The sequence below is a fragment of the Bradyrhizobium nitroreducens genome, assembly GCF_002776695.1.
GTDB lineage: Bacteria > Pseudomonadota > Alphaproteobacteria > Rhizobiales > Xanthobacteraceae > Bradyrhizobium > Bradyrhizobium nitroreducens.
Window position 1 is genome coordinate 2,285,324 of sequence record NZ_LFJC01000003.1, and the last position, 22,909, is coordinate 2,308,232.

At 65.0% G+C, this 22,909-nt stretch carries 22 protein-coding genes and 1 pseudogene; 5 read left to right on the plus strand and 18 right to left on the minus strand.

The genetic code is table 11. The features are described 5' to 3' along the window. The first annotated feature begins 229 nt into the window (after positions 1-229). On the plus strand, positions 230-1,378 hold the full coding sequence (locus TSA1_RS11275; protein ID WP_100176412.1) for a M20 family metallopeptidase: 1,149 nt from the start codon (positions 230-232) through the stop codon (positions 1,376-1,378). Positions 1,379-1,472: 94 nt separating this feature from the next. Here the strand turns inward: TSA1_RS11275 and TSA1_RS39630 are convergent, their stop codons facing one another. The 8 genes and pseudogenes from TSA1_RS39630 to TSA1_RS11305 all read right to left on the minus strand — a co-directional run bounded on the left by TSA1_RS39630 (position 1,473) and on the right by TSA1_RS11305 (position 7,794). Beyond that, entirely contained in the window at positions 1,473-1,631 is a 159-nt protein-coding gene (locus TSA1_RS39630; protein ID WP_164718287.1) for a hypothetical protein, read from the minus strand. Between the two features lie 86 nt (positions 1,632-1,717). Next, positions 1,718-2,299, minus strand: a complete 582-nt coding sequence (locus tag TSA1_RS11280) for a flavin reductase family protein (RefSeq protein WP_100176413.1) — start codon at positions 2,297-2,299, stop codon at positions 1,718-1,720. 33 nt (positions 2,300-2,332) lie between these two features. After that, positions 2,333-2,968 (minus strand): annotated as a pseudogene (locus TSA1_RS11285) (ABC transporter ATP-binding protein); the annotation flags it as partial. 208 nt (positions 2,969-3,176) lie between these two features. Next, positions 3,177-3,983 (minus strand): aliphatic sulfonate ABC transporter permease SsuC, encoded by an 807-nt coding sequence (gene ssuC / locus TSA1_RS11290; protein ID WP_100176415.1) that lies wholly within the window; start codon positions 3,981-3,983, stop codon positions 3,177-3,179. Continuing rightward, on the minus strand, positions 3,980-5,146 hold the full coding sequence (gene ssuD, locus TSA1_RS11295; protein ID WP_100176416.1) for an FMNH2-dependent alkanesulfonate monooxygenase: 1,167 nt from the start codon (positions 5,144-5,146) through the stop codon (positions 3,980-3,982). Before ssuD ends, ssuC begins: the two co-directional genes overlap by 4 nt. A 16-nt stretch (positions 5,147-5,162) precedes the next feature. Then, positions 5,163-5,285 (minus strand): hypothetical protein, encoded by a 123-nt coding sequence (locus TSA1_RS40925; RefSeq protein WP_283811685.1) that lies wholly within the window; start codon positions 5,283-5,285, stop codon positions 5,163-5,165. 2 nt (positions 5,286-5,287) lie between these two features. After that, positions 5,288-6,238, minus strand: a complete 951-nt coding sequence (locus TSA1_RS11300) for a sulfonate ABC transporter substrate-binding protein (protein ID WP_100176417.1) — start codon at positions 6,236-6,238, stop codon at positions 5,288-5,290. Positions 6,239-6,627: 389 nt separating this feature from the next. Next, positions 6,628-7,794 carry a cytochrome P450 gene (locus TSA1_RS11305; RefSeq protein ID WP_100176418.1) on the minus strand — a complete coding sequence of 389 codons (1,167 nt, stop codon included), beginning with the start codon at positions 7,792-7,794 and terminating at the stop codon, positions 6,628-6,630. A gap of 202 nt (positions 7,795-7,996) precedes the next feature. Between TSA1_RS11305 and TSA1_RS11310 the strand changes: the two genes are divergently transcribed. The 3 genes from TSA1_RS11310 to TSA1_RS11320 all read left to right on the plus strand — a co-directional run bounded on the left by TSA1_RS11310 (position 7,997) and on the right by TSA1_RS11320 (position 11,992). Continuing rightward, positions 7,997-8,641: a Rossmann-fold NAD(P)-binding domain-containing protein gene (locus TSA1_RS11310; RefSeq protein ID WP_245448208.1), complete on the plus strand. Its 645-nt coding sequence runs from the start codon at positions 7,997-7,999 to the stop codon at positions 8,639-8,641. Between the two features lie 174 nt (positions 8,642-8,815). Then, complete coding sequence (locus TSA1_RS11315) at positions 8,816-10,810, plus strand: phospholipase D-like domain-containing protein (RefSeq protein WP_245448210.1); 1,995 nt, start codon at positions 8,816-8,818, stop codon at positions 10,808-10,810. A 96-nt stretch (positions 10,811-10,906) separates the two neighbouring features. Further along, positions 10,907-11,992, plus strand: a complete 1,086-nt coding sequence (locus TSA1_RS11320) for a DUF2252 family protein (protein ID WP_100176421.1) — start codon at positions 10,907-10,909, stop codon at positions 11,990-11,992. A 56-nt stretch (positions 11,993-12,048) separates the two neighbouring features. On the opposite strand, the gene TSA1_RS11325 is transcribed toward TSA1_RS11320, so the two are convergent. The 10 genes from TSA1_RS11325 to TSA1_RS11370 all read right to left on the minus strand — a co-directional run bounded on the left by TSA1_RS11325 (position 12,049) and on the right by TSA1_RS11370 (position 21,328). Further along, positions 12,049-12,933, minus strand: a complete 885-nt coding sequence (locus TSA1_RS11325; RefSeq protein ID WP_100176422.1) for a L,D-transpeptidase — start codon at positions 12,931-12,933, stop codon at positions 12,049-12,051. Positions 12,934-13,241: 308 nt separating this feature from the next. Then, complete coding sequence (locus TSA1_RS11330; protein ID WP_100176423.1) at positions 13,242-14,444, minus strand: LLM class flavin-dependent oxidoreductase; 1,203 nt, start codon at positions 14,442-14,444, stop codon at positions 13,242-13,244. A 117-nt stretch (positions 14,445-14,561) separates the two neighbouring features. Next, positions 14,562-15,158, minus strand: coding sequence for a DUF2478 domain-containing protein (locus TSA1_RS11335; protein ID WP_161497218.1), 597 nt, complete (start codon positions 15,156-15,158; stop codon positions 14,562-14,564). Positions 15,159-15,163: 5 nt separating this feature from the next. Beyond that, positions 15,164-15,880, minus strand: coding sequence for a NapC/NirT family cytochrome c (locus tag TSA1_RS11340; protein WP_100176425.1), 717 nt, complete (start codon positions 15,878-15,880; stop codon positions 15,164-15,166). A gap of 7 nt (positions 15,881-15,887) precedes the next feature. Next, on the minus strand, positions 15,888-16,355 hold the full coding sequence (locus tag TSA1_RS11345; RefSeq protein ID WP_174718857.1) for a nitrate reductase cytochrome c-type subunit: 468 nt from the start codon (positions 16,353-16,355) through the stop codon (positions 15,888-15,890). Then, positions 16,352-17,296 carry a quinol dehydrogenase ferredoxin subunit NapH gene (gene napH / locus TSA1_RS11350; protein ID WP_100176426.1) on the minus strand — a complete coding sequence of 315 codons (945 nt, stop codon included), beginning with the start codon at positions 17,294-17,296 and terminating at the stop codon, positions 16,352-16,354. Before napH ends, TSA1_RS11345 begins: the two co-directional genes overlap by 4 nt. Beyond that, positions 17,293-18,057 carry a ferredoxin-type protein NapG gene (gene napG, locus TSA1_RS11355; RefSeq protein WP_100176427.1) on the minus strand — a complete coding sequence of 255 codons (765 nt, stop codon included), beginning with the start codon at positions 18,055-18,057 and terminating at the stop codon, positions 17,293-17,295. The genes napH and napG overlap by 4 nt, the downstream gene beginning before the upstream one ends. 19 nt (positions 18,058-18,076) lie before the next feature. Next, a complete protein-coding gene (gene napA / locus TSA1_RS11360) occupies positions 18,077-20,626 on the minus strand; it encodes a nitrate reductase catalytic subunit NapA (protein ID WP_100176428.1) in 2,550 nt (849 codons plus the stop codon). 26 nt (positions 20,627-20,652) lie between these two features. Then, complete coding sequence (locus TSA1_RS11365) at positions 20,653-20,988, minus strand: chaperone NapD (RefSeq protein ID WP_100176429.1); 336 nt, start codon at positions 20,986-20,988, stop codon at positions 20,653-20,655. Continuing rightward, entirely contained in the window at positions 20,981-21,328 is a 348-nt protein-coding gene (locus TSA1_RS11370) for a 4Fe-4S dicluster domain-containing protein (RefSeq protein ID WP_161497219.1), read from the minus strand. Before TSA1_RS11370 ends, TSA1_RS11365 begins: the two co-directional genes overlap by 8 nt. Before the next feature lie 460 nt (positions 21,329-21,788). Here TSA1_RS11370 and TSA1_RS11375 point away from each other — a divergent pair, with 460 nt between their 5' ends. Beyond that, entirely contained in the window at positions 21,789-22,904 is a 1,116-nt protein-coding gene (locus TSA1_RS11375; protein ID WP_100176431.1) for an ATP-dependent DNA helicase, read from the plus strand. The last annotated feature ends 5 nt before the right edge of the window (positions 22,905-22,909 follow it).

Below are 22,909 nucleotides of genomic sequence, written 5' to 3' on the forward strand. Positions count from 1 at the left end.
GGCGCGATGCAATCGCATCGCGCCGGGAGCCTCGAAGGATGCACGGCCGAGCTGCACCCCGGCGGAAGGAGCCGGGCCGTCGCCCTTCGAGGCCCGCTTCGCGGGCACCTCAGGGGTGACGATGAAAGGGCTTTGGCTGCTTCGAATGCAAAGGGGGGCCGCATCCGGCGACTAGGTCGCACCTGCACCAGGCCCTATAACCACCCGCGAAAACCACGCGGAGAACCACATGTCTGAAGCTCAAATCACGGACTGGCTGGCGACGCAGAAGCAGGCGATGATCGATCTGCTCCGCGACGTCGTGAACATCGATTCCGGCTCCTACGACAAGGAAGGCGTCGATGCGGTCGGTGCGCGGTTCGAGCGGCATTTTGCCGAGCACGGCATTCCGTGCCGCCGCGAGGCCAACGCCACCTTCGGCGATGCAATCCATGCCGACGTGGCAAAACCCGGCAGCAACGAAAAACCGGTGCTGTTGATGGGGCATCGCGACACCGTGTTCGGCAAGGGCGAGGCCGGGCGCCGTCCCTTCACCATCAAGGACGGCCGCGCCTACGGACCCGGTGTCGCCGACATGAAATCCGGCGTCGTGATGAACATCTTCGTCGCGACCGCCTTCCACAAATTCGGCGGCAACCCGCACCCGATCAAGCTCCTGATCACCTCGGACGAGGAGATCGGCTCGCCCTCCTCCCGGCCCGTGATCGAGCGCGAAGGCCGCTCCGCCCGCGCCGTGTTCAACTCCGAGCCGGGCCGCCCCACCGGCAACGTCGTCACGGGGCGCAAGGGCGGCATCTTCATGCACATGACCATCACCGGCAAGGCCGCGCATTCCGGCGCGAATTTCGCCGCAGGCGTCAGCGCGATCGGTGAGCTCGCGCACAAGATCGTGCATATCCACGCGCTGACCGATCTCGACAAGGGCATCACGCTCAATGTCGGCCTGGTCTCGGGCGGCCAGTCCGTCAACACCACGGCGCCCTACGCCGAGGGTCAGATCGACCTGCGCTATGTCGATCCGGCGGATCGAGCGCGGGTGATGGACGCGATCGAGACGATCGTCGCAACGTCTTACGTGCCGGGCACGAGCGCGACGCTGACGATCAAGGGCGAGTTCGTGCCGGTGGTGCAGAGCGCGGAATCCAAGGCGCTATTCGAAGGCTATCAGGCGGCCGCACGGCAGGTCGGCCTCACCACGCTGCAGGGCGAGTTCTCCGGCGGCTGCGCCGATTCCGGCTTCACCGCCGCGGTCGGCACCCCGACCATCTGCGGCCTCGGCCCGGTCGGCGGCCTCGCGCACACGCCGGAGGAATATCTCGAGATCGACAGCATCGTGCCGCGCGCGCAGGCGCTCGCGCTGGCGATTTTGCGGGGGTAACGTCGAGCGTCATCGCGGCGCGATGCGAAGCCTCGAGCCCGGACTCTCGAGATTCCGGGTTCGCGCTGACGCGCGCCCCGGAATGACGAAGAGGTCACGAATAACTCGGCGCATCCGGCTTGCGGAAGATGTGGATGGGATCGCCGGGGATGATCACGGGCTGGCCCGAGAACATCGCATAGGCGTAGAGCGCGAGATAGGCGATCGCGAGCGCACCGACGGCGTAGAAGGCGAAGGTCGCGATGCGCTTCATCGTTCCGCTCCATGGCGCATCCCGAACGGGACGGCTTCCCGGCTTCTAGAGCGACGAGGCGGAAAAGGCCAGCCTGTGCGCGCCGATCAGACGCTGCGCCGGCTGCGGGTGGGAACGCTGACATCGGCCAGCGTGGCGGCGTCCTCGTCCTGGTCGACCGCCACATACTGGCCGTGCCAATAGGCCAGCGCCGCATTGCGGGTCGACCCCCTGATGTCCCTGACACGGCCGATGACGATGCCGTGCGAGTGGCGCTCCATGATCTCCTCGACTTCGCAATCGAAAGAAGACAGCGCACCGACCAGAAGCGGAACGCCCGAGACCGCCGTCACCCATTCGGCACCTTTGAAACGATCGGGGCCCTTCAAGCCGCCCTTGCCGGCAAAACGTTCGGCGACATCGAGCTGGTCGGCATTGAGGATGTTCACGCCGAAGGCGCCGTGGCGGCGGATCAGGGGGAAGGACGAGGCATCGCGGTTGATGCTGACCAGCAGGGTCGGCGGCTCGACCGACAGCGAGGTCACGGAGGTCACCGTCATGCCGGTGATGTCCTTGCCCCGCCCGGCGGTGATGACGCTGACGCCGCCGGTGAGGTGGCGCATGGCGCCGCGGAAATCGGCGGACGAGACGGGGATTTCAGTCATGAGATCGCGGGGCACTACATTCATGGCATTGCTCCCCGGAGCGGGGGTTCCCTGTATTTAGGTACGATCGTCCGCCGACAACAGGTGGCTCAGGATCGAGCTTTCGAGGCCCGCGAGCTCGACCGAGCCGCGCGCGCGGGGCCTGCCTGCATGAACCACAACGTCATGGGCGATGCGGCCTTCCTCGATCACCAGCACCCGGTCCGCCAGCGCGACCGCCTCGGCGACGTCATGGGTGACCAGGATCGCGGTAAAGCCCTGGTCGCGCCAGACGCGCTCCAGGAGGCGTTGCATCGAGATGCGGGTCAGCGCATCCAGCGCGCCGAGCGGCTCGTCCAAGGCGAGCACGCGCGGACGGGAGACCAGCGCGCGGGCGAGCGCGACGCGCTGCTTCTGGCCGCCCGACAGCACCGACGGCCATTGGTGGCGCTTGTCGGCGAGACCGACCTCGGTCAACGCCCTTTCGGCGCGCGCATCCGCGTCCTGTGATGCGCGGTCCCGGCCGAGGCCGACCTCGACATTGGCGAGCACGCGGGCCCAGGGCAGCAGCCGGGGCTCCTGGAACATCACGCGGATGTCCTCGGGCTTAACATCCTGGCCGAAGCTGATGCTGCCGGCGTCGATCTTGTCGAGGCCCGCGATCAGGCGCAGCAGCGTGCTCTTGCCGCAGCCGCTTTTTCCCACGATGGCGACGAACTGGCCGGCGGGGATGTGCAGATCGATGCCGCGCAGCACCTCGTTGTCGCCGAAGGATTTTCGCAGGCCGCGGATGGTGAGCGGCAGGCCGCTCGTCTGCGCCAGACGTTCCTCGCGCACGACGCGAGCGTGAGGCGCGAAATTGGCTTGGCTGGCGAGCTCGGTTTCGGGAAGGGCCGTCCGAAGGGCTGTCTGCATGTGATTCTCAACGTTTCTGGAAGGCGGGGTGCCAGGAGAGCGTCAAGCGCTCCAGCACACGGGAGGCGCTGTCGGCGAGCTTGCCGAGCAGGGCGTAGATCAGGATCGAGAGCACGACGACGTCGATCAGCATGAACTCGCGCGCCTGCATCGCCATGTAGCCGAGGCCGGAGGACGCCGCGATGGTCTCGGCGACGATCAGGGTCAGCCACATGATGCCGAGCGCGAAGCGGATGCCGACGAAGATCGACGGCAGCGCGCCCGGAAAGATCACGCGGCGAAACAGCTCGCCGTCGGTCATGCCGTAGATGCGGCCCATCTCGATCAGCTGCGGATCGACGGTGCGGATGCCGTGCAGCGTGTTGAGGTAGATCGGAAAGAACACGCCGAGCGCAACCAGGAACAGCTTTGCGCTCTCGTCGATGCCGAACCAGAGGATGACGAGCGGGATCAGCGCCAGATGCGGCACGTTCCGTACCATCTGCAACGTGGTGTCGGTCAGCTTCGCCGAGAGTTGCGACAGGCCGTTGGCGAGGCCGAACGCGAAACCGATGCTGCCGCCGATCAGAAAGCCGATCGAGGCGCGCCAGAACGAGACCCAGATGTTGCGGACCAGCTCGCCGGACAGCAACAGCTTCCAGCCCGAGAGCACGACGTCGCTCGGCGCCGGCAGCACCCGCGTCGGCACGAAGCCGGTGACGCTGGCAAGCTGCCAGATCGCGATGATGGCGAGCGGCACGATCCACTGGATCAGGCCGTCAATGCGCGGCAGGCGGACGGCGCGCGGACGTGAGATGCTGTCGATCAGGCTCATGACTGCGACACCCGGTGCTGCGGACGAAAATCGTTGCCGACCGTCTCGCCGAAGGGACCGCCGTTGAAGTGCAGCCTGCTCACGTTGCTCGGCTGCTCCAGCGAGAGCAGCGGGAAGACCAGCTCGGCGAAGCGATAGGCCTCCTCCAGATGCGGGTAGCCCGACATGATGAAGGTATCGATGCCGAGGTCCTGATACTCCCTGATGCGAGCCGCCACGGTCTGGGCGTCCCCGACCAGCGCCGTGCCGGCGCCGCCGCGCACGAGGCCGACACCGGCCCACAGATTCGGGGCGATCTCGAGCTTGTCGCGCTTGCCGCCATGGAGCTGCGCCATGCGCTGCTGGCCGACGGAGTCCATGCGCGCGAAGTTCTTCTGCGCCTTGGCGATGGTGTCATCGTCGACATGCTTGATCAGATCGTTGGCGGCGCGCCAGGCTTCCTCGTTGGTCTCGCGGACGATGACATGGAGGCGGATGCCGAAGGAGAGCTTGCGGCCTCGGGCGCTGGCGACCTCCCTCACCTTCGCGATCTTCTCGGCGACCAGCGCCGGCGGCTCGCCCCAGGTCAGGTACTTGTCGACGGTGTCGACGGCGACATCGATGCCGGCGTCCGACGAGCCGCCGAAATAGAGCGGCGGGCGCGGCGACTGCACCGGCGGAAACAGCAGCTTGCCGTCCTCGATGTGGATGTGCCTGCCCTCGACATTGACGGTCTTGCCGGCGAGCAGGTCGCTGTAGACGTCGAGGAATTCGCGGGTGACCTCGTAGCGCTCGTCATGGCCGAGGAAGATGCCGTCGCCCTTGTTTTCGACGGGATCGCCGCCGGTGACGACGTTGACGAGCAGCCGCCCGCCCGTGACGCGATCGAGCGTCGCGGCCATGCGCGCAGCTACGCTCGGCGATTGCAGGCCGGGGCGAACGGCGACGAGATAGCGCAGACGCTCGGTGAAGGGCGCGACGCTGGAGGCGACGATCCACGAATCCTCGCAGGAGCGCCCGGTCGGCAGCAGCACGCCGTAATAGCCGAGCTGATCGGCGGCCTGCGCGATCTGGCGCAGATAGTTGAAGTTGACCTCGCGGCCGCCGATGCCGCTGCCGAGATAGCGGCCGTCGCCGTGGGTCGGCAGGAACCAGAGGATGTTGGCGTTGGATTGCTTGCTCATGGATGCACTCGGGCGACTAGCCATAGGAGGTGCCGACGGCGGCGGCGACGATGCCGACCGACAGCATGATCGCTGCGATCAGCCGATGAATGATGCGTCTCATGTCTAGACCTTTTGAAATGGGGAGATTGGTCGGCACGGTCAGGCTGCCGGGCTGCGCCAGACGATGTCGCGGATCTGAATCGGCTTCGGGATCAGGCCGAGCTTGTAAAAGCGATCGGCGACGCCCTGCTGGGTCGCGACGATCTCATCGGTGACGGGGCCGACGACGAAGTTGGCGCGGTCGGCCGCGACGGTCTGGATGTCCAGCGGGACGCCGGTGATCGCGGCGAGCGATCTGGCGACTTCATCGCGGTGCTGCTCGGCCCATCTGCCGGCCGAAGTCGTGACGTCGACGATCTGCCGAAGGATCAACCCATGGTTCTTCGCGAACTCGCGATTGGCGATGTAGAACGAATTGGTCTTGGTGACCTCGCGCGCATTGATCAGGATGCGGCCGTTCTGCCTGGTCTCGCCGATCGCGAAATAGGGATCCCAGATCGCCCAGGCCTCGATGCTGCCATTGGCAAAGGCCGGGCCCGCATCCGGCGGCGTCAGATAGACCGGGGTGATGTCGGCATAGGTGAGGCCGGCCTTCTCCAGCGTCTGCACCACGATGTTGTGGGCGCTGGAACCCTTGGTGAAGCCGACGCGCTTGCCCTTGAGGCCGGCAATGTCGCGGATCGGCGAATCCTTGGGCACCAGGATGCCCTGGCCGTTGGTGATGGGCTGGCCGGCGGCGTAGACGATCGCAGCGCCCGCGGCTTGCGCGAACACCGGCGGGGAATCGCCGACCGCGCCGAAATCGACGCTGCCGACGTTCATCGCTTCCATCATCGGCGGACCCGAGGAGAACTCGATCCATTTCACATTGATGCTCAAGGCTGTGAAATGTTTTTCCAGGGCGGCCTGCTGGCGCGCGATCACCAGCACGCCCGTCTTCTGGTAGCCGATACGAATTTCCTTCACAGCGCCTTGCGCGACCGCAGGCGAAGCAATCGCTGCAGCGGCCGCGGTTCCGATCGACAGCTTGAGAAAGTCACGACGTTGCATTCCACACTCCCGGCCGCGTGCGGCCGTTGCTCATTCACGTGCGGAGAATGATGGTGCGCGTTGCTGAAGCTGTCGAGCCATGCAGAAAAATAGCGATGCGAGCACTGCGTCTGCGGCGGCGCGCATGATTATTCTTTCAAGCGCGGGCGACCATACAGAGGGAATTTTTTCGCACGCGAATGTGAGAGCCGCACTGGTCGGCCGCGGCACAGCAAGACACCGGACCTCAAAATGTCGAAAACAACCCCATGCACAGTAGCCGGCGTCAATGAGATCAATGACTTACACTTCAGGCGATTTGCGGCTCGCGCGGCGGGCATGACGTTTGCTCCGTCGGGCAAAACAGGCGCATGATGTCATCGCTGCAGGAGCCGTCGTGATTTGACGGCCTAATGCGCCCACTTCACCGGCAGGTTCTGCAGGCCGCGAAACGCCCAGCCGCCGATCCGCACCGGCTCGTCGTCGGCGATCTCGAGCTTCTTGGCGCGGGCGAACACGGTCGGCAGCGCGACGTCGGCGATCATGGCGCGGGAGGCGAAGGCGCCGGCGCAGAAATGCGGGCCGGCGCCGAACGCGACGCTCTTGGAGGTGTCGCGACGGACATCGAATGCGTCGGCGCGCGCGAAGTGTTTCTCGTCACGGTTGGCGGAACCGAACATCAGGAACACACGCTCATCGGACTCGAAGGCGACCTCGCGGATGCTCCACGGCTTTGCGATACGGCGCGGCGACATGCCGATCGGCGAAATCCAGCGGGCATATTCCTCGAAGGCCTGCAGCCAGGTCACCTCACCGCGCAGAACCAGGTCGAGCTGGTCGGGATGGGTCAGCAGCGCCCATATCGTGCCGGCGATCGCCTTGCGCGGCTCGTTCTGACCGCCGGAGATCGCAAGCTTGACATTGGCACGCACGCTCTCCATCGGCATGCCGGAGGCGAGCAGCACGCCCAAAATGCTCTGGTCGGGATTCCTGCGCATCACCGGCAGGATGTCGTCGATCGCCGCATCGATGCCCGACGTCGCGGCATGGCAGCGCGCCTCGACTGCGGGATCGCCGGCATAATTGGCGATGCCCTCGATCATGCCTTGCGACCACGCGTCCATGTCCTCAAAGCCGATATTGGTGAGGCCGGTGATCGACTTCAGGCATTCGCCGGAGAACGGCAGCGCAAAGTCGCGCATGAAATCGACCCGTCCCGGCGCGATCGCATCGAGGATACGGTCGGCATGGGCCTGGAACTGCGCGGTCCAGTGCGCCTTCACGGTCCTCGGCGACACCGTCGGAAACATCGCGCGGCGCTCGACCTGATGCGCCTCGCCGTCCTTGCGCATCATGTTGTGGCCCATCAGCCGGTTCATCAGGCCCGCGGGCTGGTGCGAGGAGAACACGTCGATCTGCTTCTCGGAGATCGAGATGTCGTCGCGGCTGGTCAGCAGCGTCGAGCCGAGCTGCGGCACGAAGGCGATCGGCGCTTCCTTGCGCATTCTGGCGAGCATCGGATAGGGATCGGCCCAGAAGGCTGCAGGGTCGATGTCGACGCGCGGCGCGGTGCTCAAGACGGTCTCCTCCGATCTTCCTAGGCTTCAGCGCAGACTAGCGAATTCTACTGACCGCGTCTGTCCCCAGCGATAGGGACAAAACGGCAAGGAAGTCTCCGAATTTGTAGCGGCAACCGGTTCCTGTACACTTGGCCAGCAGAGTTTGGCCTGCAAAGTTTGGCCTGCAAGGCTTGACCTGCAGAACCAGGACGGGATGGTCATGACCACATTGCTCATCGTAGGCGCGACGGGGCTGGTTGGCGGCCGCGCGATGACGCTCGCTCTCGCGGACTCTCGCATCACGCGCATCATCGCGCCAACGCGGCGTGCGCTGCCGCCCGAGGAGCGAGTCGCCAATCCCCGGCTCGATGATCTGATTGCCGGTGCCGGCGACGACGACTGGCGCGCCGACGGCGCGATCTGCGCGCTCGGAACGACGCGGGCGGCGGCAGGGTCGGCGGCGGCGTTCCGGGCGGTCGACTACGACCTGGCGCTGCGCGTCGCGCGGCGGCTGCGCGAAGCCGGCGTCGTCCGGCTCGCGCTGGTGTCGGCCCTGGGTGCCGATCCCAGGTCGCCATTTCTCTACCCGCGGACGAAAGGCGAGCTGGAGCAGGCGATCGGAGCGCTCGGTTTCCCCTCCCTGACGATCCTGCGGCCCGGCTTTCTCGATGGTGAGCGTGCCGAAAGCCGGCCCATCGAGCAGGCCGTCGGGAAAGTCCTGCGCTTCGTCGCGCCCGTGTTGCCGCGCGTTGCGCGCGTCAGTTCAGTGACCCAGGTGGCCCGGCAGCTCATCGAGGCGGCCGTGGCGGGAACGCCGGGGATACACATCATTGGCGCGGCGCAACTGGCGGACGGCGGCGACTGACTGCGCCGGTCCCGCTCTGAGCAGCGGCGGCCATACGGACCCTGCGAAACCAACCCAGGTTCGGGTTCGTACACGCGCCAGGAGGACGCGGAGCCTCCCCGCCCTCATCCCTAAGGTTGTTTGTGGCGCATCGAACAGATTCATGGTAGCATATGAAAATCGATAGAAAATTTCTTGTTTTACGGTCCTCGGCAACGAACGCTTCTTTTCGAAGTAAAAGCGCAAGAGGAGATTTCCATGGGAAGCGCGTCCCAGAAGAAGGGTGATTTCTCGATCCGAGCCTATCGAGGCGACGCAAAGACGCTTCTGGCATTCGATTTCACCAGCAAGGCCGCAACGAAAAATCTCGCTGGCTTCACAATCGCGTGCCAGCCGAAAGGCCAGGCACCCTATTATATTCACAACCAGTTGCGCTTCGAGAGGCCCGCAAGTCACGCCCAGGTCGCAAGCGAGCCGGCAAACTCGAGCGTCAACGCGCCGATTCACAAATTTCGCTGGGTGCACGTCCCCGGGCAGGTCCATCAGGGACTTCAGCCATTCTTCGGCGACTACAAGTACACGGTGACGCCGCGGTTCTTCGACAACAAGCGATCGCTCCAGCCACTCGATCCCGCTCTAAGTACGTCGGTGGACATCGAGGTCGACGAATTCGCGAAAGGCAAGCTGGCGCTCGGATTTGCGCGAGGCTACACGCAGTCGCAAGCTTTCGACAACCATTTCGGCAAGGACACGAAGATCCAGCCGGACCGCAGAGGACTGCAATTCGACACGTCCCAGATCGCCGGCAAGAATGCGCAAGGAGAGGAGTTCACCTATCAGCAGGCATACGAATGGCTCGGCTTCACCGCGCGCAAGAAGATATTCGCCATGCTCGACGAGGTCATGTCCGACAAGAGTCTTGCGATCGACGTCTTCGCATACGATCTGAACGAGCCGGATATGGTCGACATCCTGTTGAAGCTCGCAAAGCAGGGGCGCATCCGCATGATTCTCGACAACGCCGCACTCCACCATCAGGGCAAGCCGAAGAAGCGATCATCCGGGGCTGCGAAGAAGTCCGAGAAGCCGAAAGCGGCACCGCTGGAGGATGCCTTCGAGAAGGCCTTCGTGAAGGCTGCCGGCAAGAAGGAATTGCTCAAGCGCGGCCATTTCAGCCGCTACGCTCACGACAAGGTCTTCATCGTCCACAAGAGAGCCGCGAAAGGCAACAAGGCGATAAAGGTCCTCACCGGTTCAACCAATTTTTCGGTGACCGGTATCTACGTCAATTCCAACCACGTCTTGATATATGACGATCCGGAGGTCGCCGGCTGGTACGCCGACGTTTTCGCCAAGGTGTGGGAAGACGATGTAAGTGCGGCGAATTTCAAGAAGACGACATGGTCGAATCAGACCTTCAGCACAAAGGGCAAGAGCACGCCGAGAACCGACATCACCTTTGCGCCGCACGATCCGAAACATGCGAGCGACGTGCTCAAAGTCATCGTCGACCGCATCGGCCAGGAGAGCAAACAGAAGAAGGGCGAAGGTAGCGTGCTCTTTGCGGTGATGGCGATCTCGTCCCCGCCACGAAAGAGCAAAAAGACCGGCAAGGTCACCAAGCCCGCGCCGAACCCGGTCTACGACGCACTGAAAACAATCCATGCCAACGACAAGGTCTTCAGCTTTGGCATCTCCGACAGTCCCGGCGGCACTTCGCTCTACCCGCTAGGCAGGAAGACCGGCGTCTTGGTGACCGGCAAGCCCGTCAATACTCAATTGCCGCCTCCTTTCAACCAAGTCCCCAACATCCTCGGAGTCGGCCACCAAATCCACCACAAGTTCGTGGTGTGCGGTTTCAGGGGAGACGACCCGGTGGTCTTCTGCGGATCGTCCAATCTTGCGCAGGGCGGCGAAGAGGCCAATGGCGACAATTTGCTCGCGATCTACGATGACGATGTAGCCACCGTCTTTGTCATCGAAGCGTTGCTATTGGTGGATCATTTCAATTTCCTGGACAGTACGGCAAAAGGTCCGAAAGCCGAGAAACAGGGAAAGGCCAAGAAGCAAGCAGAAACGCAACAGGCAGCTGTCGACGCCGGCTGGTTTCTGTCGACCAACGATAGTTGGGTCGAGAAATATTATGATCCGAAGGATTTGCACTCAGTAGATCGTGAGCTATTCGCCTGAACCTCCAGGCTACGCGGATTTGGCCACCGGCTGTGCAGACTGCAAGGGTCCGTCGACCACGTCCTACTTCCTGGACAACATTTGGCCTGGAGCGGCATGTCCATTCTCGAGGACACCGAGGAATACGAGACCTGGCTTCGTCGCCAGTGCGAGGTCGTCGAAAACGACCTCGCACACAAGCACGAGCGGATGCGCGAGAATGCGTTCGCATTCCTGCGGGCGACCTACTATCACTGGGCGCGACGGATCGAGACGATCTGCCCGGATCTGGCCGACGCGCCATCTACCCTTTGCGTCGGCGACACCCATCTCGAGAATTTCGGAACGTGGCGCGATGCCGACGGGCGATGGGTGTGGGGCGTGAACGATTTCGACGAAGCGGCCGTCATGCCGTACGCCTTCGATCTCGTCCGCCTCGTCGCAAGCGCCGAACTCGCGCCGAAGCTGAAGATTGTCGGCCGCGATGCCGTCAACGCCATTCTCGAGGGTTACCGGGCTGGCCTGAAGCAACCGCGACCCGCGCTGCTCGACGAGCAGGAAATCTGGATCCGGCACTACGTCAGATGCTCGGATCGTTGCCGACGCAAGTTCTGGAAGGACGTCGACGGTTTCAAGGCTGCCACTCCCTCGCCCTCGATCCGGAAGCTGCTGGTAGCCAACCTCCCTGACGGCGCGAAGGATGCGGCCTTCTTCCGGCGGAGGGCCGGTGGCGGAAGCCTGGGGCGTCCTCGTTTTGTCGTCGTCGCGACCTGGCGCGGCGGCCGCGTGGTGCGCGAGGCCAAGGCACTCGTTCCCTCCGCCTGGGACTGGTCGCACCGCAAGTCGTCGCGGCGGCACAGATTCCTCGAGCTCTCGACCGGGGCTTATCGTGCGCCAGACCCTTATCTCGACGTCGAGCCGGATGCCAAAGGCACGCATTTCGTGTTTCGCCGGCTCTCGGCGGACTCGCGCAAGATCAATCTCGACGATGACGCCGCCGGCCTCCGTTACGAGCAGTTGCGCGCCATGGGCGCCGACCTCGCCGCCGTCCACACGGGGACCGGCGACGTCGCCGCGGCGATTACAAAGGACTTGAAGGCAAGACGCAGTGACTGGTTGTACAAGAACGCCCGCGCCGCCCGCGAGGCTACCGAGGGAGACTTCGAGGTCTGGCGTCGGATCTCGCGTAAGCCGTCGGCATAGCAGCGTCGGACACAGCGCGTTTCGTCCAGGCCATCGGGACTGTCGGACGGAACGGACTATTGCGCCTCGGCGACCCTCGGTCCGGGCGATAACAGCTGTGCGTTGGCCGCGGAGAACCGCTTCGACGGCGATCCCGGATCCGGCAGGCGGAAGGCGGCGTCGGCCGGCGTGCCCTGGGTTGGCCTGCGGGCAGATGCCGGAAGCACGATCACCTTCGCGCCGACCTTCACCCGCTCATAGAGGTCCGTGACGTCGTCATTGGTGAGCCGGATGCAGCCGGACGACACCCGCTTGCCGATCGTATTGGGGTTGTTGGTGCCGTGAATGCGATATTCGGTTTCGCCGAGATACATCGCGCGCGCGCCGAGCGGATTGCCGGGGCCGCCCGCCATGAAGCGCGGAAGATAAGGCTGGCGCCCGATCATCTCCGTCGGCGGATGCCAATCCGGCCATTCGGCCTTGCGGGCGACGGTCTGCTCACCGGACCACGTGAAACCTTCGCGGCCGACGCCGATGCCGTAACGCATCGCCTGCCTGTCGTTCAGGACGAGATAGAGGAATGTGTTTCCGGTGTCGATGATGACAGTACCCGGCGCCTGGCGGCTGGCATAGTCGACCACCTGCCGAACGAGGGCTCCGGGAGCATCAGCGTCGGCTTTTGGCGGTTCGGCCAGTGGCGCCGGAGCCGGTGTCGGAATCGGAGCTGCAGCCGGGGCCGGAGCCGCCGCTGCGGCATGAACTGGAGGTGCCACGTAGACCGGAGACGACGATGCCCGGACTTCCTGCGCCGAGGGCTTGCGTGCCGGTTGCACGTTCGCCGGGCCAGACAGCACCCCGTACCCCAGGGCGGCGACGGCCACGGCGCCGATTGCAACCCTCGCGGCCACCGGGATTGCGAGCGTCTCCGCCTTCCCACGTTTGGCCTTGGCGCGCTTAGCCATATCTTTCTCCAGGGGGTCACTGTGCCTGAAGAGGTACCCAGCAAAATTTAAGAAACTTCGAAGCGATGCCGGCCGGACCGGAACCGCCAGCGATGGTTAACGCTTTGCTCCTGGTGCTTCGCAATGCGTTCGACAGCGGGGCCGGCATCTGCCGCTTTCTGGGTCCCGGCTCTGCGCCGCAACGCTGGCGCGTTGCGGCTTGTCCGGGACACGAGAGTGGGGTCGGTCGACAGCCTCGTGCCCCGGACGCAGCGCAGCACCCCTTCGGTGGTGCGCTGCAGAACCGGGGCCCATGCCGGATGCGAGCGTTACCCCGCCGCCTTGGCCGGCGCGACATTGATCGCGAGCTTGCCGTAGCGGTCCGTGAAGGCCTCGGTGTCGATCTCTTCCAGCTCGATCTCGCCGCTCATGACGCCCTGCTTCCATTCGGCCTGCGCCGGGTCGTTCTGGAATTCCGGCATCACCTCGCGGCCGAACAGCTCGAGCGATTCGCAGATGTGCTCGTGACTGTTCTTGCCCGCTTGATTCAGCAGGATGACCTGGTCGATGTGCGAGGACTGGAAACGCTTCAGCTTCCTGCGGATCGTCTCGGGCGAGCCGATCAGGCCGCCGCGCAAGGCCGCCTCCTGCGCCTCGGGATTGTCGCGCTTCCACTTGTTGTACTCGTCCCACATGTTGACCGTGTAGGGCGCGGGACGCTGGCGGTTCTGCGAGGCGCCGTAGAAGCGCAGCGCGAACTGGAAGAAGGTGGCGCCGTCGGCGCGGGCACGCGCCTCCTCGTCGGTCTTGGCGCACATGAAGAACGACACCAGCGCCATGTTCGGATTGATCCGATAGTCCGCGAGCTTGGTGAGCCGCTTGGTCATGGCGTTGTAATAGGCGTGCACCCAGGCATGCGCGGCATCGGCGCTGACGAACTGGAAGCCGAGCGCGCCGAAACCATAGCGGCCGGCACGCTCGATGGTCGGCAGCTGCGAGCAGGCGAGCCACAGCGGCGGATGCGGCTTCTGCACCGGCTTCGGCACCACGTTGCGCAAGGGGATGTCGAAGTACTTGCCGTGATGCTCGCTGCCGGCGTCCTTGAACATCGGGAAGATCGCCTGCACGGCCTCCTCGAAGACCTCCTTCTTGGTCTCCATGTCGCGGCCGAACGGGGTGAGCTCGGTGATGGAGGCGCTCTCGCCCATGCCGAACTCGCAACGGCCGTTCGAGAGCAGGTCGAGCACCGCAACACGCTCGGCGACGCGCGCCGGATGATTGGTGGTGAGCTGCAGGATGCCGTGGCCGAGGCGGATGTTCTTCGTCCGCTGGCTGGCGGCGGCGAGGAAGGATTCCGGCGAGGGCGAGTGCGAATATTCCTCGAGGAAATGATGCTCGACCACCCAGGCGTGGTCGTAGCCGAGCTTGTCGGCGAGCTCCATCTGCGTCAGCGCGTTCTGATAGAGGGCGAGCTCGTCGCCCGCTACCCAGGGCCGCGGCAGTTGCAGCTCGTAGAAGATGCCGAACTTCATGGCCTCGCTCTCCCGCTACTTTCTTGTTATTGCGGGCATTCTATTGAGCGAGGCGATCCTGTCCACCCGCCGTCAATTCCGCGGCATGGAAGAAGCTGGATCGCGAGCCGGCGCGCCTCAGACCACGTGCAGATGCTCGCTGACGGCCTTGGAATCACCGAGCAGAGCCGCAAGAGCTGCGATCGCATCCTGGCGCGGCTCGGGCGTCGCCGCGACCGTCCTGAAATATTCGCCGCAGAACTCGGTCCAGGCCTTGAGGTTGCCCGCGGGAACACCGATCACGAGGCTCTTGCCGGACTCGATGCAATGGGCAATCAGGTCGCGCAAGCCCCCGCCTTCGGCCTCGGCCTTGCCGAACTTGTTGAGAAAGACGATCTCGGCGTCGGCGAGCTGGGCCTCGACCAATTGCGCGGCTTCGAGCAGGCGCGGCGTGGAGAGACGGCACGAGGTCGCCCCCGCGCCGAGATCCTCGGAGATCGACATCGCCCGGCCAGTGGCAAGCTCGTGCAGAACCATGTCGCAGCGCGTGCGACCCGGCTGGGGTACGTCCTCCTGGATCAGGCCGGCGAGGCTCTTGCCCGAGCGGCGAAGCTCGGCGACGAGACCTGAGAACCACCGGTTCACCGCGGGACCCGAATCATAGACCAGGGCAACGCTGACGGCGGCGGAAGGCCGGGCGGCGCTGTCGGCCGTATCGCGGGATTGCTGAAGCATGTCCATCACCTCGCCGCCTTCGCCTTGGCGATGTCGGCATCCTGCAGGAAGTCGATCATGCGCTGCACGGGGCTGGCTTCGTCGATATGGTCGAGCATGTCGCGATAGCCCTCCTGCGCCTTGGGCGGCAGCTTGTGTGCGATGCCCTGATGGCAATCGATGCAGGTCTTGCCTTGCGCGAACGCGGTCTGGTGCAGCTTGGATGCGCGCGGCTCCTGCACCGCATATTCCATGTGGTCGAACTTGTGGCAGTTACGGCACTCGCGCGAATCCGTCGTCTTCATGCCGCGCCACACGCTCTTGGCGAGCTCGATGCGGTGCGCGTTGAACTTCTCGGGCGTGCCGATGGTGCCGAGGATCTTGTGCAGCACCTCGTTCGAGGCCTGGATCTTGCGGACCACCTTGTGGCTCCATTCCTTCGGCACGTGGCAGTCCGGGCAGCTCGCGCGGACGCCGGTGCGGTTCGAATAGTGCACCGTGTTGCGATATTCGAGATAGACGTTTTCCTTCATCTCGTGACAGGAGATGCAGAACTGCTCGTTGTTCGTCATCTCCATCGCCCAGTTGAAGCCGCCCCAGAACAGGACGCCGGCGACAAATCCGACGACGACGATCAGTCCCCAGGCATAGCGCGCGGTCGGCGAGAAGAACCACCGCCACAGCCGCTTCAGGAGGCCCGGCCGCGCGGCTGCGACGGCGGCAGAAGTGCTGGTGTCCTGCATGTCAACCTCACTTCGCCTGCGTCGCGTTCTGGAAGATGTTGCCGACCAGCGGCTTCGCGTCGGCCTGCGGCACGTGGCATTGCTGGCAGAAATAGCGGGTGCCGGCGACCTTATCGAGCCGCACGCCCTGGCGGTCGACGTAATGCGTCTCCGAGATCTTCGGCGCGTTCACCCGCGTGTTGCCGGGCCAGTCGTGGCAGCCCATGCACGCGTTGTTCTCCGTGGTGATCTGGTAGCCATCGACCTTGTGAGGGATCAGCGGCGGCTGCTGACGATAGGCGCGTTCGAATCCGCTGGCCGGCACCGACTGCTTGGTCACGTCGGGCGGCGCCGACATTTCGGTGAGCGGAGCCTCGCGCAGCGCCTTGGGCTGCCTGGCTTCCTGCGCGAGCGGCCCCGACACCGCGAACGGAATGACAAGCGCGACGGTCACGGCCGCCGCCGCAATCAACGGAATCAGTCGAACAAACGTCATGGGAGGTCCCTTTCAAGGACGGCCGGCTGGGAAGAGACGACACGCGCCGCTGGCGATGGCGCGGTCATGGAGGGGTCAGGACGCGCCGCATTGCGGCCGCGCAGACCGAGATGGAAGACCTGCTTGGAGCAAACGTCGATACAGGCTCCGCAGACCGTGCAGTCGCCCGCGGTGATGACCGGCGTGGCGCCGCTACGCTCGCCCCTGAGCGCGGGGCTGATGACGTGCGGCTCGGGGCAGACGGCGAAGCAATCCATGCAGTCGTTGCAGGCCGCCCGGTTGTCGGCGGTGACGCGCAGCAGCGCGACCTTGCCGATCTGGCCGTAGAACGCGCCGACGGGACAGAGATGGCCGCACCAGCCGTGCTTGGCGACCAGGAGGTCGAACACGAAGATCGCCGCGGTGCCGCCGGCGCCGAACCAGAGGCCGAATACCAGCGCGCGATGCAGCGCCGTCACCGGGTTGATCAGCTCCCAGGCGATCGACCCCGACAGCACTGATGCCGCGAGCACCGCACCGACGAAATAGAGCCTGAGATCGGTGCGGATCTTGGCCGTGAAGGTGATGCCCAGCCGCCGCCTCAACCAGGCTGCGAGATCGGTCGCCGGATTGATCGGGCAAACCCAGGAGCAATAGGTCCGGCCGCCGAACAGGAGATAGGCGGCGAGCACGATGGCCGCGCCGATCGCCGAGAGGCCCTCGGGCCAATGGCGCGCCGCGAGCGACTGCAGGAAGACGAAGGGATCGGTCAGCGGCAGCGTGCCGAGCGTCATGGACGAGGCCAGCGTGCCCTTGGCGATCCAGACGCCCAGAAGCGGTCCCGACAGGAACAGCGCGAGGAAGAACAGCTGGCTGGCCCGGCGCAGCACGAGAAACCGCGAGGCGGCCCAAAGCCCCTTCTGCGCACGCGCCTCGACATAGGGTCTGACATTCGCCGTCATGGCGTGCCTCCCTCGGGCCTGCGCACCGGCAGCTTCAGCGGCGCATCGACGAGGGCTCCGCCTGCCTTGGTCTTCTCTTCCCAGCCGCGCTTGTAGTGCTCGTCCTGCTTCAGCGCGGCGACCTCGATCGGCAGCACCTTGATCGCCGAATCGGTCAGCACGCAGGACTTCTCGCACTTGCCGCAGCCGGTGCAATACTCGGCGTGAACGACGGGCTCGAAGATCGCGTGCTTGGTCGTGCGCGCGTTATGCGAGACCTCGAGCGTGATGGCCTTGTCGATGGCCGGACATACCCGATAGCAGACGTCGCAGCGCAAGCCCTGCAGGTTGAGGCAGGTTTCGCGACTGGTGATCACCGCGACACCCATCTTGGCCTTCGCGATGTCGGTCAGCGCATGCTCGAGCGCGCCGGTCGGGCAGGCCTTGACGCAGGGAATGGTGTCGCACATCTCGCAAGGAACGTTGCGAGCGACGTAGAACGGCGTTCCCACGGCGGGCCCGTCCGCCCAGTCCGCAAGCCTCAATGTGTCGTAAGGGCAGTCGCGCACGCAGAGACCGCAGCGGACGCAGGCCGCCAGGAAGTCCTTCTCGGGCAAAGCGCCCGGAGGCCGCAGCGTCTGCGCGGGCCTCGCCCGCGAGGACACGCCGAACGCAGTCAGCATCGTCGCGGCGACGGCTGCGCCGCCGCCGAAACGCGTCATATCCTGCAGCGCCTTGCGGCGGCGCGGATCGCGCGGGATGCCTGAGCTCGAATCCGACATGGCTCGTCCATCGACGGGTTTAGGCCGACGTCACGCGGCAGGCGCACTTCTTGAAGTCGGTCTCCTTCGAGATCGGACAGGTCGCATCCAGCGTGAGCTGATTGGCGAGCTGGCTCTCGTCGAAGAAGGGGAAGTAGACGAGGCCGCGCGGCGGCTTGTTGCGGCCCTTGGTCTCGACCCGCGTGACCACCTCGCCGCGGCGCGTCTGGATCTTGACCGGCTGTCCGCGCAGCAGCTTGCGCTCGGCCGCGTCGTCCGGATGCATGAACAGCGTCGCGGCCGGCACGGCACGGTGCAGCTCGGGCACGCGGCGCGTCATCGAGCCGGAATGCCAGTGCTCCAGCACGCGGCCGGTGCACAGCCACAGATCGAACTCCTTGTCGGGCGTTTCGGCCGCCGGCTCGAACGGACAGAAGATGATGCGCGCCTTCTTGTCCGGCTTGCCATAGAACGACACGCCCTCGCCCGGCTGGACGTAGGGATCGTAGCCCTCGCGGAAGCGCCAGAGCGTCTCCTTGTTGCTGACCACCGGCCAGCGCAGGCCGCGCGCCTGGTGATATTGCTCGAAATCCGCCAGATCGTGGCCGTGGCCGCGGCCGAACTTGGCGTATTCTTCGAACAGGCCCTTCTGCACGTAGAAGCCGAACGCCGCGCTCTCCGAATTGTCGAAACCCTTCTGGCATTCGGTGACCGCGAACTTGTTGACCTCGCCGTTGCCATAGAGAACGTCGAACAGGGTCTTGCCGCGCACTTCGGGCTTCTTGGCGATCAGCTCCTCCGGCCAGACCTCCTCGATCTTGAAGTGCTTGGAGAACTCCATCAGCTGCCAGAGATCCGAGCGCGCCTCGCCCGGCGCCTTCACCTGCTGACGCCAGAACTGGGTGCGCCGCTCGGCATTGCCGTAGGCGCCTTCCTTCTCCATCCACATCGCCGTCGGCAGGATGAGGTCCGCGGCGAGCGTGGTCACGGTCGGATAGGGATCGGAGACCACGACGAAGGCCGCCGGATTGCGATAGCCGGGATAGCCCTCCTCGTTCATGTTCGGGGCCGTCTGCATGTTGTTGTTGCACTGGACCCAATAGGCGTTGAGCTTGCCGTCCTTCAGCATCCGGTTCTGCAGCACGGCGTGGTAGCCGATGTTGCCCGGAATGGTGCCTTCGGGCAGCTGCCACACCTTCTCGGCCGTCTCGCGATGCTTCGGGTTGGTGACGAGCAGGTCGGCCGGCAGGCGATGCGCGAAGGTGCCGACCTCGCGCGCGGTGCCGCAGGCCGAGGGCTGGCCGGTCAGCGAGAACGGACCGTTGCCCGGCTCCGAGATTTTCCCCATCAGCAGGTGCACGTTGTAGATCATGTTGTTGACCCACGTGCCGCGCGCATGCTGGTTGAAGCCCATCGTCCAGTAGGAGACGATCTTCTTCTTGGGATCGGCGTAGAGCTTTGCGAGCCGCTCGAGATTCTCCTTCGGCACGCCCGACATCTTGTGGGCATAGTCGAGCGTGTAGGGCTCGAGCAGCTTCTTGTATTCCTCGAAGCCGATCTTGTCCTTGAAGCCGGCCGGATCGAGCGCGCCGTCCTTGCCGGCCTTGTGCGAGGCGTTGACCGCCTTGATTTCGAGGGCGTGGGTCGGGCGCAGTCCGTAGCCGATGTCGGTCACGGTGGAGGCGAACTCGACGTGCTTCTCGACGAAGTCCTTGTTCGTCGCGCCGGAGTTGACGATGTAGTTCTGGATGTAGTTGAGGATCGCCATGTCGCTCTGGGGCGTGAACACCAGTGGATTGTCGGCAAGCTCGAACGAGCGGTGCTCGAAGGTGGAGAGCACGTGGACCTCGCAGCCTTCATGCGTCAGGCGGCGATCGGTGAGACGCGACCACAGGATCGGGTGCATCTCCGCCATGTTCGAGCCCCACAGCACGAACGCATCGGCGTGCTCGATGTCGTCGTAGCAGCCCATCGGCTCGTCGATGCCGAAGGTGCGCATGAAGCCGGTGACGGCCGAGGCCATGCAATGGCGCGCGTTCGGGTCGAGGTTGTTGGAGCGGAAGCCGGCCTTGTAGAGCTTTGCGGCAGCATAGCCTTCCCAGATGGTCCACTGGCCCGAGCCGAACATGCCGACGGTCGACGGCCCGCCCGCCTTCAGCGCCGCCTTCCATTTCTCGGCCATGAGCTTGAAGGCGTCGTCCCAGGAGATCGGCGTGAAGTCGCCGTTCTTGTCGAATTTTCCGTTCTTCATGCGCAGCAACGGCTGGGTCAGCCGGTCCTCGCCGTACATGATCTTCGACAGGAAATAGCCCTTGATGCAGTTGAGGCCGCGATTGACGGGGGCATCGGGGTCGCCCTGCGTCGCCACGACCCTGCCGCTCTTGGTGCCGACGATCACGCCGCAGCCGGTGCCGCAGAAGCGGCAGACGCCCTTGTCCCAGCGGATGCCGTCCGTCTTGCCCGGCTGTGCGCTCGCCGCCTCCGGCAGCGTCACGCCGATGGTCGAGGCAGCAGCAACCGCTGCGGCCGCCTTCAACGCATCGCGGCGGGTCGCCGTGGCTTCAGTCCCATTTGTCGATTTCGTAACCATCGTCGGTCTCTCCGGCTCAACGAATCTCAGTTTGTGGAGGCGCGCGCGTGCGCGCCGGAATTCTCGCAGTCGCCGCCGCAGCACGCGGCCGGCCCCGTCTCGACGGCGCTCTCGTCGTCGGACGTATCGAACGCGTGAAAGATCAGCGAGGCGCTGACGACACCGGGCAGGCGATGCATGGCGGCGATCTGGTCGATCGCCAGCGAGGCCGGCGTGTCGATCACGGTCAGCGCGAGCCGGTTCTCGCCGGCTGCGGCCTCCAGCTCGACGCCGGGCATCGCCAGGATCCGGCTCGTCAGATCGCCCGCCGCGCCCGGCGCGAGATAGACGGCAACGCCGCAGATGTTGGTGGTATCAGCCATTGTGCACGACCAGGTTTGCAAGTTCGGATACCAGCGCGATCCGGTCCCGCGGCGCGAGCGCGATGGCCTCGACCGGGCAGACCGGAATGCAGTCGCCGCAGCCGGTGCAGGCCGCAGCGTCGATCACCGCGCCGAGCTTCTCGCGCGACAGAATGCGAATGGCGGAATGCTCACAGGCTTCGACGCAACGGCGGCAGACCACGCCATGTCGTTCGACGCAGGCGCTCGCACTGGAGACGGTCGCCACCTGCTCGGGGCGCGGCGCGTCCCCGCGCGGCGCAAGCGCGTCGCGGCCGGATGCGAAAGGCAGAACGGCAGAAAACAGTGAGCGTCGTGACATTGGTCTCGGCATATCCGAATCCCCACGGGCAAACCCGTGTTCAGGAATTTTCCAGGAGAATGCGCCCCATCGGGCACACCTCGGTCGACGCCGTTGTCACCGCTGCGGACCATAGGTTCGTGCTGTCCAGATCGCATTGCGCTAGATCAAGCGGCGATCCGAACAGGCGCAGGCAACGATCAACCTGCGTGCCGTTTGCCGCATGAAATTGCGCGAGCCGGGCCAGGCGTTTACCTCGCCTTCACCTCCGGTGTGATGAGGCGGATTCGCAAGCCGAGGAGCGGGCCACGGCCAGCCGACGGCCGCTTGCAAGGGACGGATCCGCGGCAGCGGTTCAAGGCGGCCAGGACGGCCGTCGCCGCATTGATCTTCGCTGCTGCATCCGGCTTGAAAGCGGGGGTCGAATGGTTACCTTGGAGGGAGGCGAATCGCCGGGCGTCGCCCCTCCCTCAAGACAGACATGCCGACATTCACTCCGCATCAGGACGCCGCGCTCAAGTCCGTCGGCGACTGGCTCAAAGCAAAACCCGGCCGCAACGGCACACCGCAGGTGTTCCGCCTGTTCGGCTTCGCCGGGACCGGCAAGACGACGCTGGCCCGGCACATCGCCGACGGCGTCGACGGCGACGTGAAGTTCGCCGCCTTCACCGGCAAGGCCGCCCTCGTCATGCGCAACAAGGGCTGCGACGAGGCCTCCACCATCCACTCGCTGATCTACCGCGCCCGCGAATCCGGCGAGGAGCAGCCGAGCTTCGAATTGTGGGACGACGCGCCCGCATCCAAGGCGAAGCTGATCGTGATCGACGAATGCTCGATGGTCGACGCCGAGCTCGGCCGCGACCTGATGTCGTTCGACTGCCCGCTGCTGGTGCTGGGCGATCCCGCCCAGCTGCCGCCGATCCAGGGCGGCGGCTTCTTCACCAACACCACACCCGACGCGATGCTGACCGAGGTGCACCGCCAGGCGCAGGACGATCCGATCGTGCGGATGTCGATGGACGTGCGCGAGGGCCGCGAGCTCGACATCGGCCGCTACGGCGAGAGCGAGGTGGTGTCGCGAAAGGAGCTCGACCCCGACAGGGTCATGGGCGCCGACCAGGTGCTGGTCGGCCGCAACAACACAAGACGCGCCTACAACATGCGGGTGCGGCAGCGCCAGAACATCGAGGACGTCTTTCCGGTCGCCGGCGACAAGCTGGTGTGCCTGCGCAACAACCGCAAGAAGGGTCTGTTCAACGGCGGCCTGTGGCGCGTGAAATCGCGCAACACCTCGCGCTCGAAATCGCGCATCCTCTCGATGCGGCTGTCGCCGGACGAGGATTTTGGACACAAGGTGACGAAGGTTTCGGTGCGCGCCGATTGCTTCGAAGGCGGCGTCGAAGCGATCGCCTGGGAGCAGCGCAAGCCCTATGACGAGTTCGACTACGGCTACGTGCTGACCGTGCACAAATCGCAGGGCTCGCAATGGGACGACGTCGTGCTGTTCGACGAGAGTTTTGCGTTCGGGGAGAGCCGCGCCAGGTGGCTGTACACCGGGATCACGCGGGCGGCGAAAAGGTTGAGTATCGTGGTGTGATGCCG

Excerpts from the sequence above, each read along its gene's own strand:
- TSA1_RS11275 (WP_100176412.1), top strand. The coding sequence starts at position 230 with ATGTCTGAAGCTCAAATCACGGACTGGCTGGCGACGCAGAAGCAGGCG.
- TSA1_RS39630 (WP_164718287.1), bottom strand. The coding sequence starts at position 1,631 with ATGAAGCGCATCGCGACCTTCGCCTTCTACGCCGTCGGTGCGCTCGCG.
- TSA1_RS11280 (WP_100176413.1), bottom strand. The coding sequence starts at position 2,299 with ATGAATGTAGTGCCCCGCGATCTCATGACTGAAATCCCCGTCTCGTCC.
- ssuC (WP_100176415.1), bottom strand. The coding sequence starts at position 3,983 with ATGAGCCTGATCGACAGCATCTCACGTCCGCGCGCCGTCCGCCTGCCG.
- ssuD (WP_100176416.1), bottom strand. The coding sequence starts at position 5,146 with ATGAGCAAGCAATCCAACGCCAACATCCTCTGGTTCCTGCCGACCCAC.
- TSA1_RS11300 (WP_100176417.1), bottom strand. The coding sequence starts at position 6,238 with ATGCAACGTCGTGACTTTCTCAAGCTGTCGATCGGAACCGCGGCCGCT.
- TSA1_RS11310 (WP_245448208.1), top strand. The coding sequence starts at position 7,997 with ATGACCACATTGCTCATCGTAGGCGCGACGGGGCTGGTTGGCGGCCGC.
- TSA1_RS11320 (WP_100176421.1), top strand. The coding sequence starts at position 10,907 with ATGTCCATTCTCGAGGACACCGAGGAATACGAGACCTGGCTTCGTCGC.
- TSA1_RS11325 (WP_100176422.1), bottom strand. The coding sequence starts at position 12,933 with ATGGCTAAGCGCGCCAAGGCCAAACGTGGGAAGGCGGAGACGCTCGCA.
- TSA1_RS11330 (WP_100176423.1), bottom strand. The coding sequence starts at position 14,444 with ATGAAGTTCGGCATCTTCTACGAGCTGCAACTGCCGCGGCCCTGGGTA.
- TSA1_RS11335 (WP_161497218.1), bottom strand. The coding sequence starts at position 15,158 with ATGCTTCAGCAATCCCGCGATACGGCCGACAGCGCCGCCCGGCCTTCC.
- TSA1_RS11340 (WP_100176425.1), bottom strand. The coding sequence starts at position 15,880 with ATGCAGGACACCAGCACTTCTGCCGCCGTCGCAGCCGCGCGGCCGGGC.
- TSA1_RS11345 (WP_174718857.1), bottom strand. The coding sequence starts at position 16,355 with ATGACGTTTGTTCGACTGATTCCGTTGATTGCGGCGGCGGCCGTGACC.
- napH (WP_100176426.1), bottom strand. The coding sequence starts at position 17,296 with ATGACGGCGAATGTCAGACCCTATGTCGAGGCGCGTGCGCAGAAGGGG.
- napG (WP_100176427.1), bottom strand. The coding sequence starts at position 18,057 with ATGTCGGATTCGAGCTCAGGCATCCCGCGCGATCCGCGCCGCCGCAAG.
- napA (WP_100176428.1), bottom strand. The coding sequence starts at position 20,626 with ATGGTTACGAAATCGACAAATGGGACTGAAGCCACGGCGACCCGCCGC.
- TSA1_RS11365 (WP_100176429.1), bottom strand. The coding sequence starts at position 20,988 with ATGGCTGATACCACCAACATCTGCGGCGTTGCCGTCTATCTCGCGCCG.
- TSA1_RS11370 (WP_161497219.1), bottom strand. The coding sequence starts at position 21,328 with ATGTCACGACGCTCACTGTTTTCTGCCGTTCTGCCTTTCGCATCCGGC.
- TSA1_RS11375 (WP_100176431.1), top strand. The coding sequence starts at position 21,789 with ATGCCGACATTCACTCCGCATCAGGACGCCGCGCTCAAGTCCGTCGGC.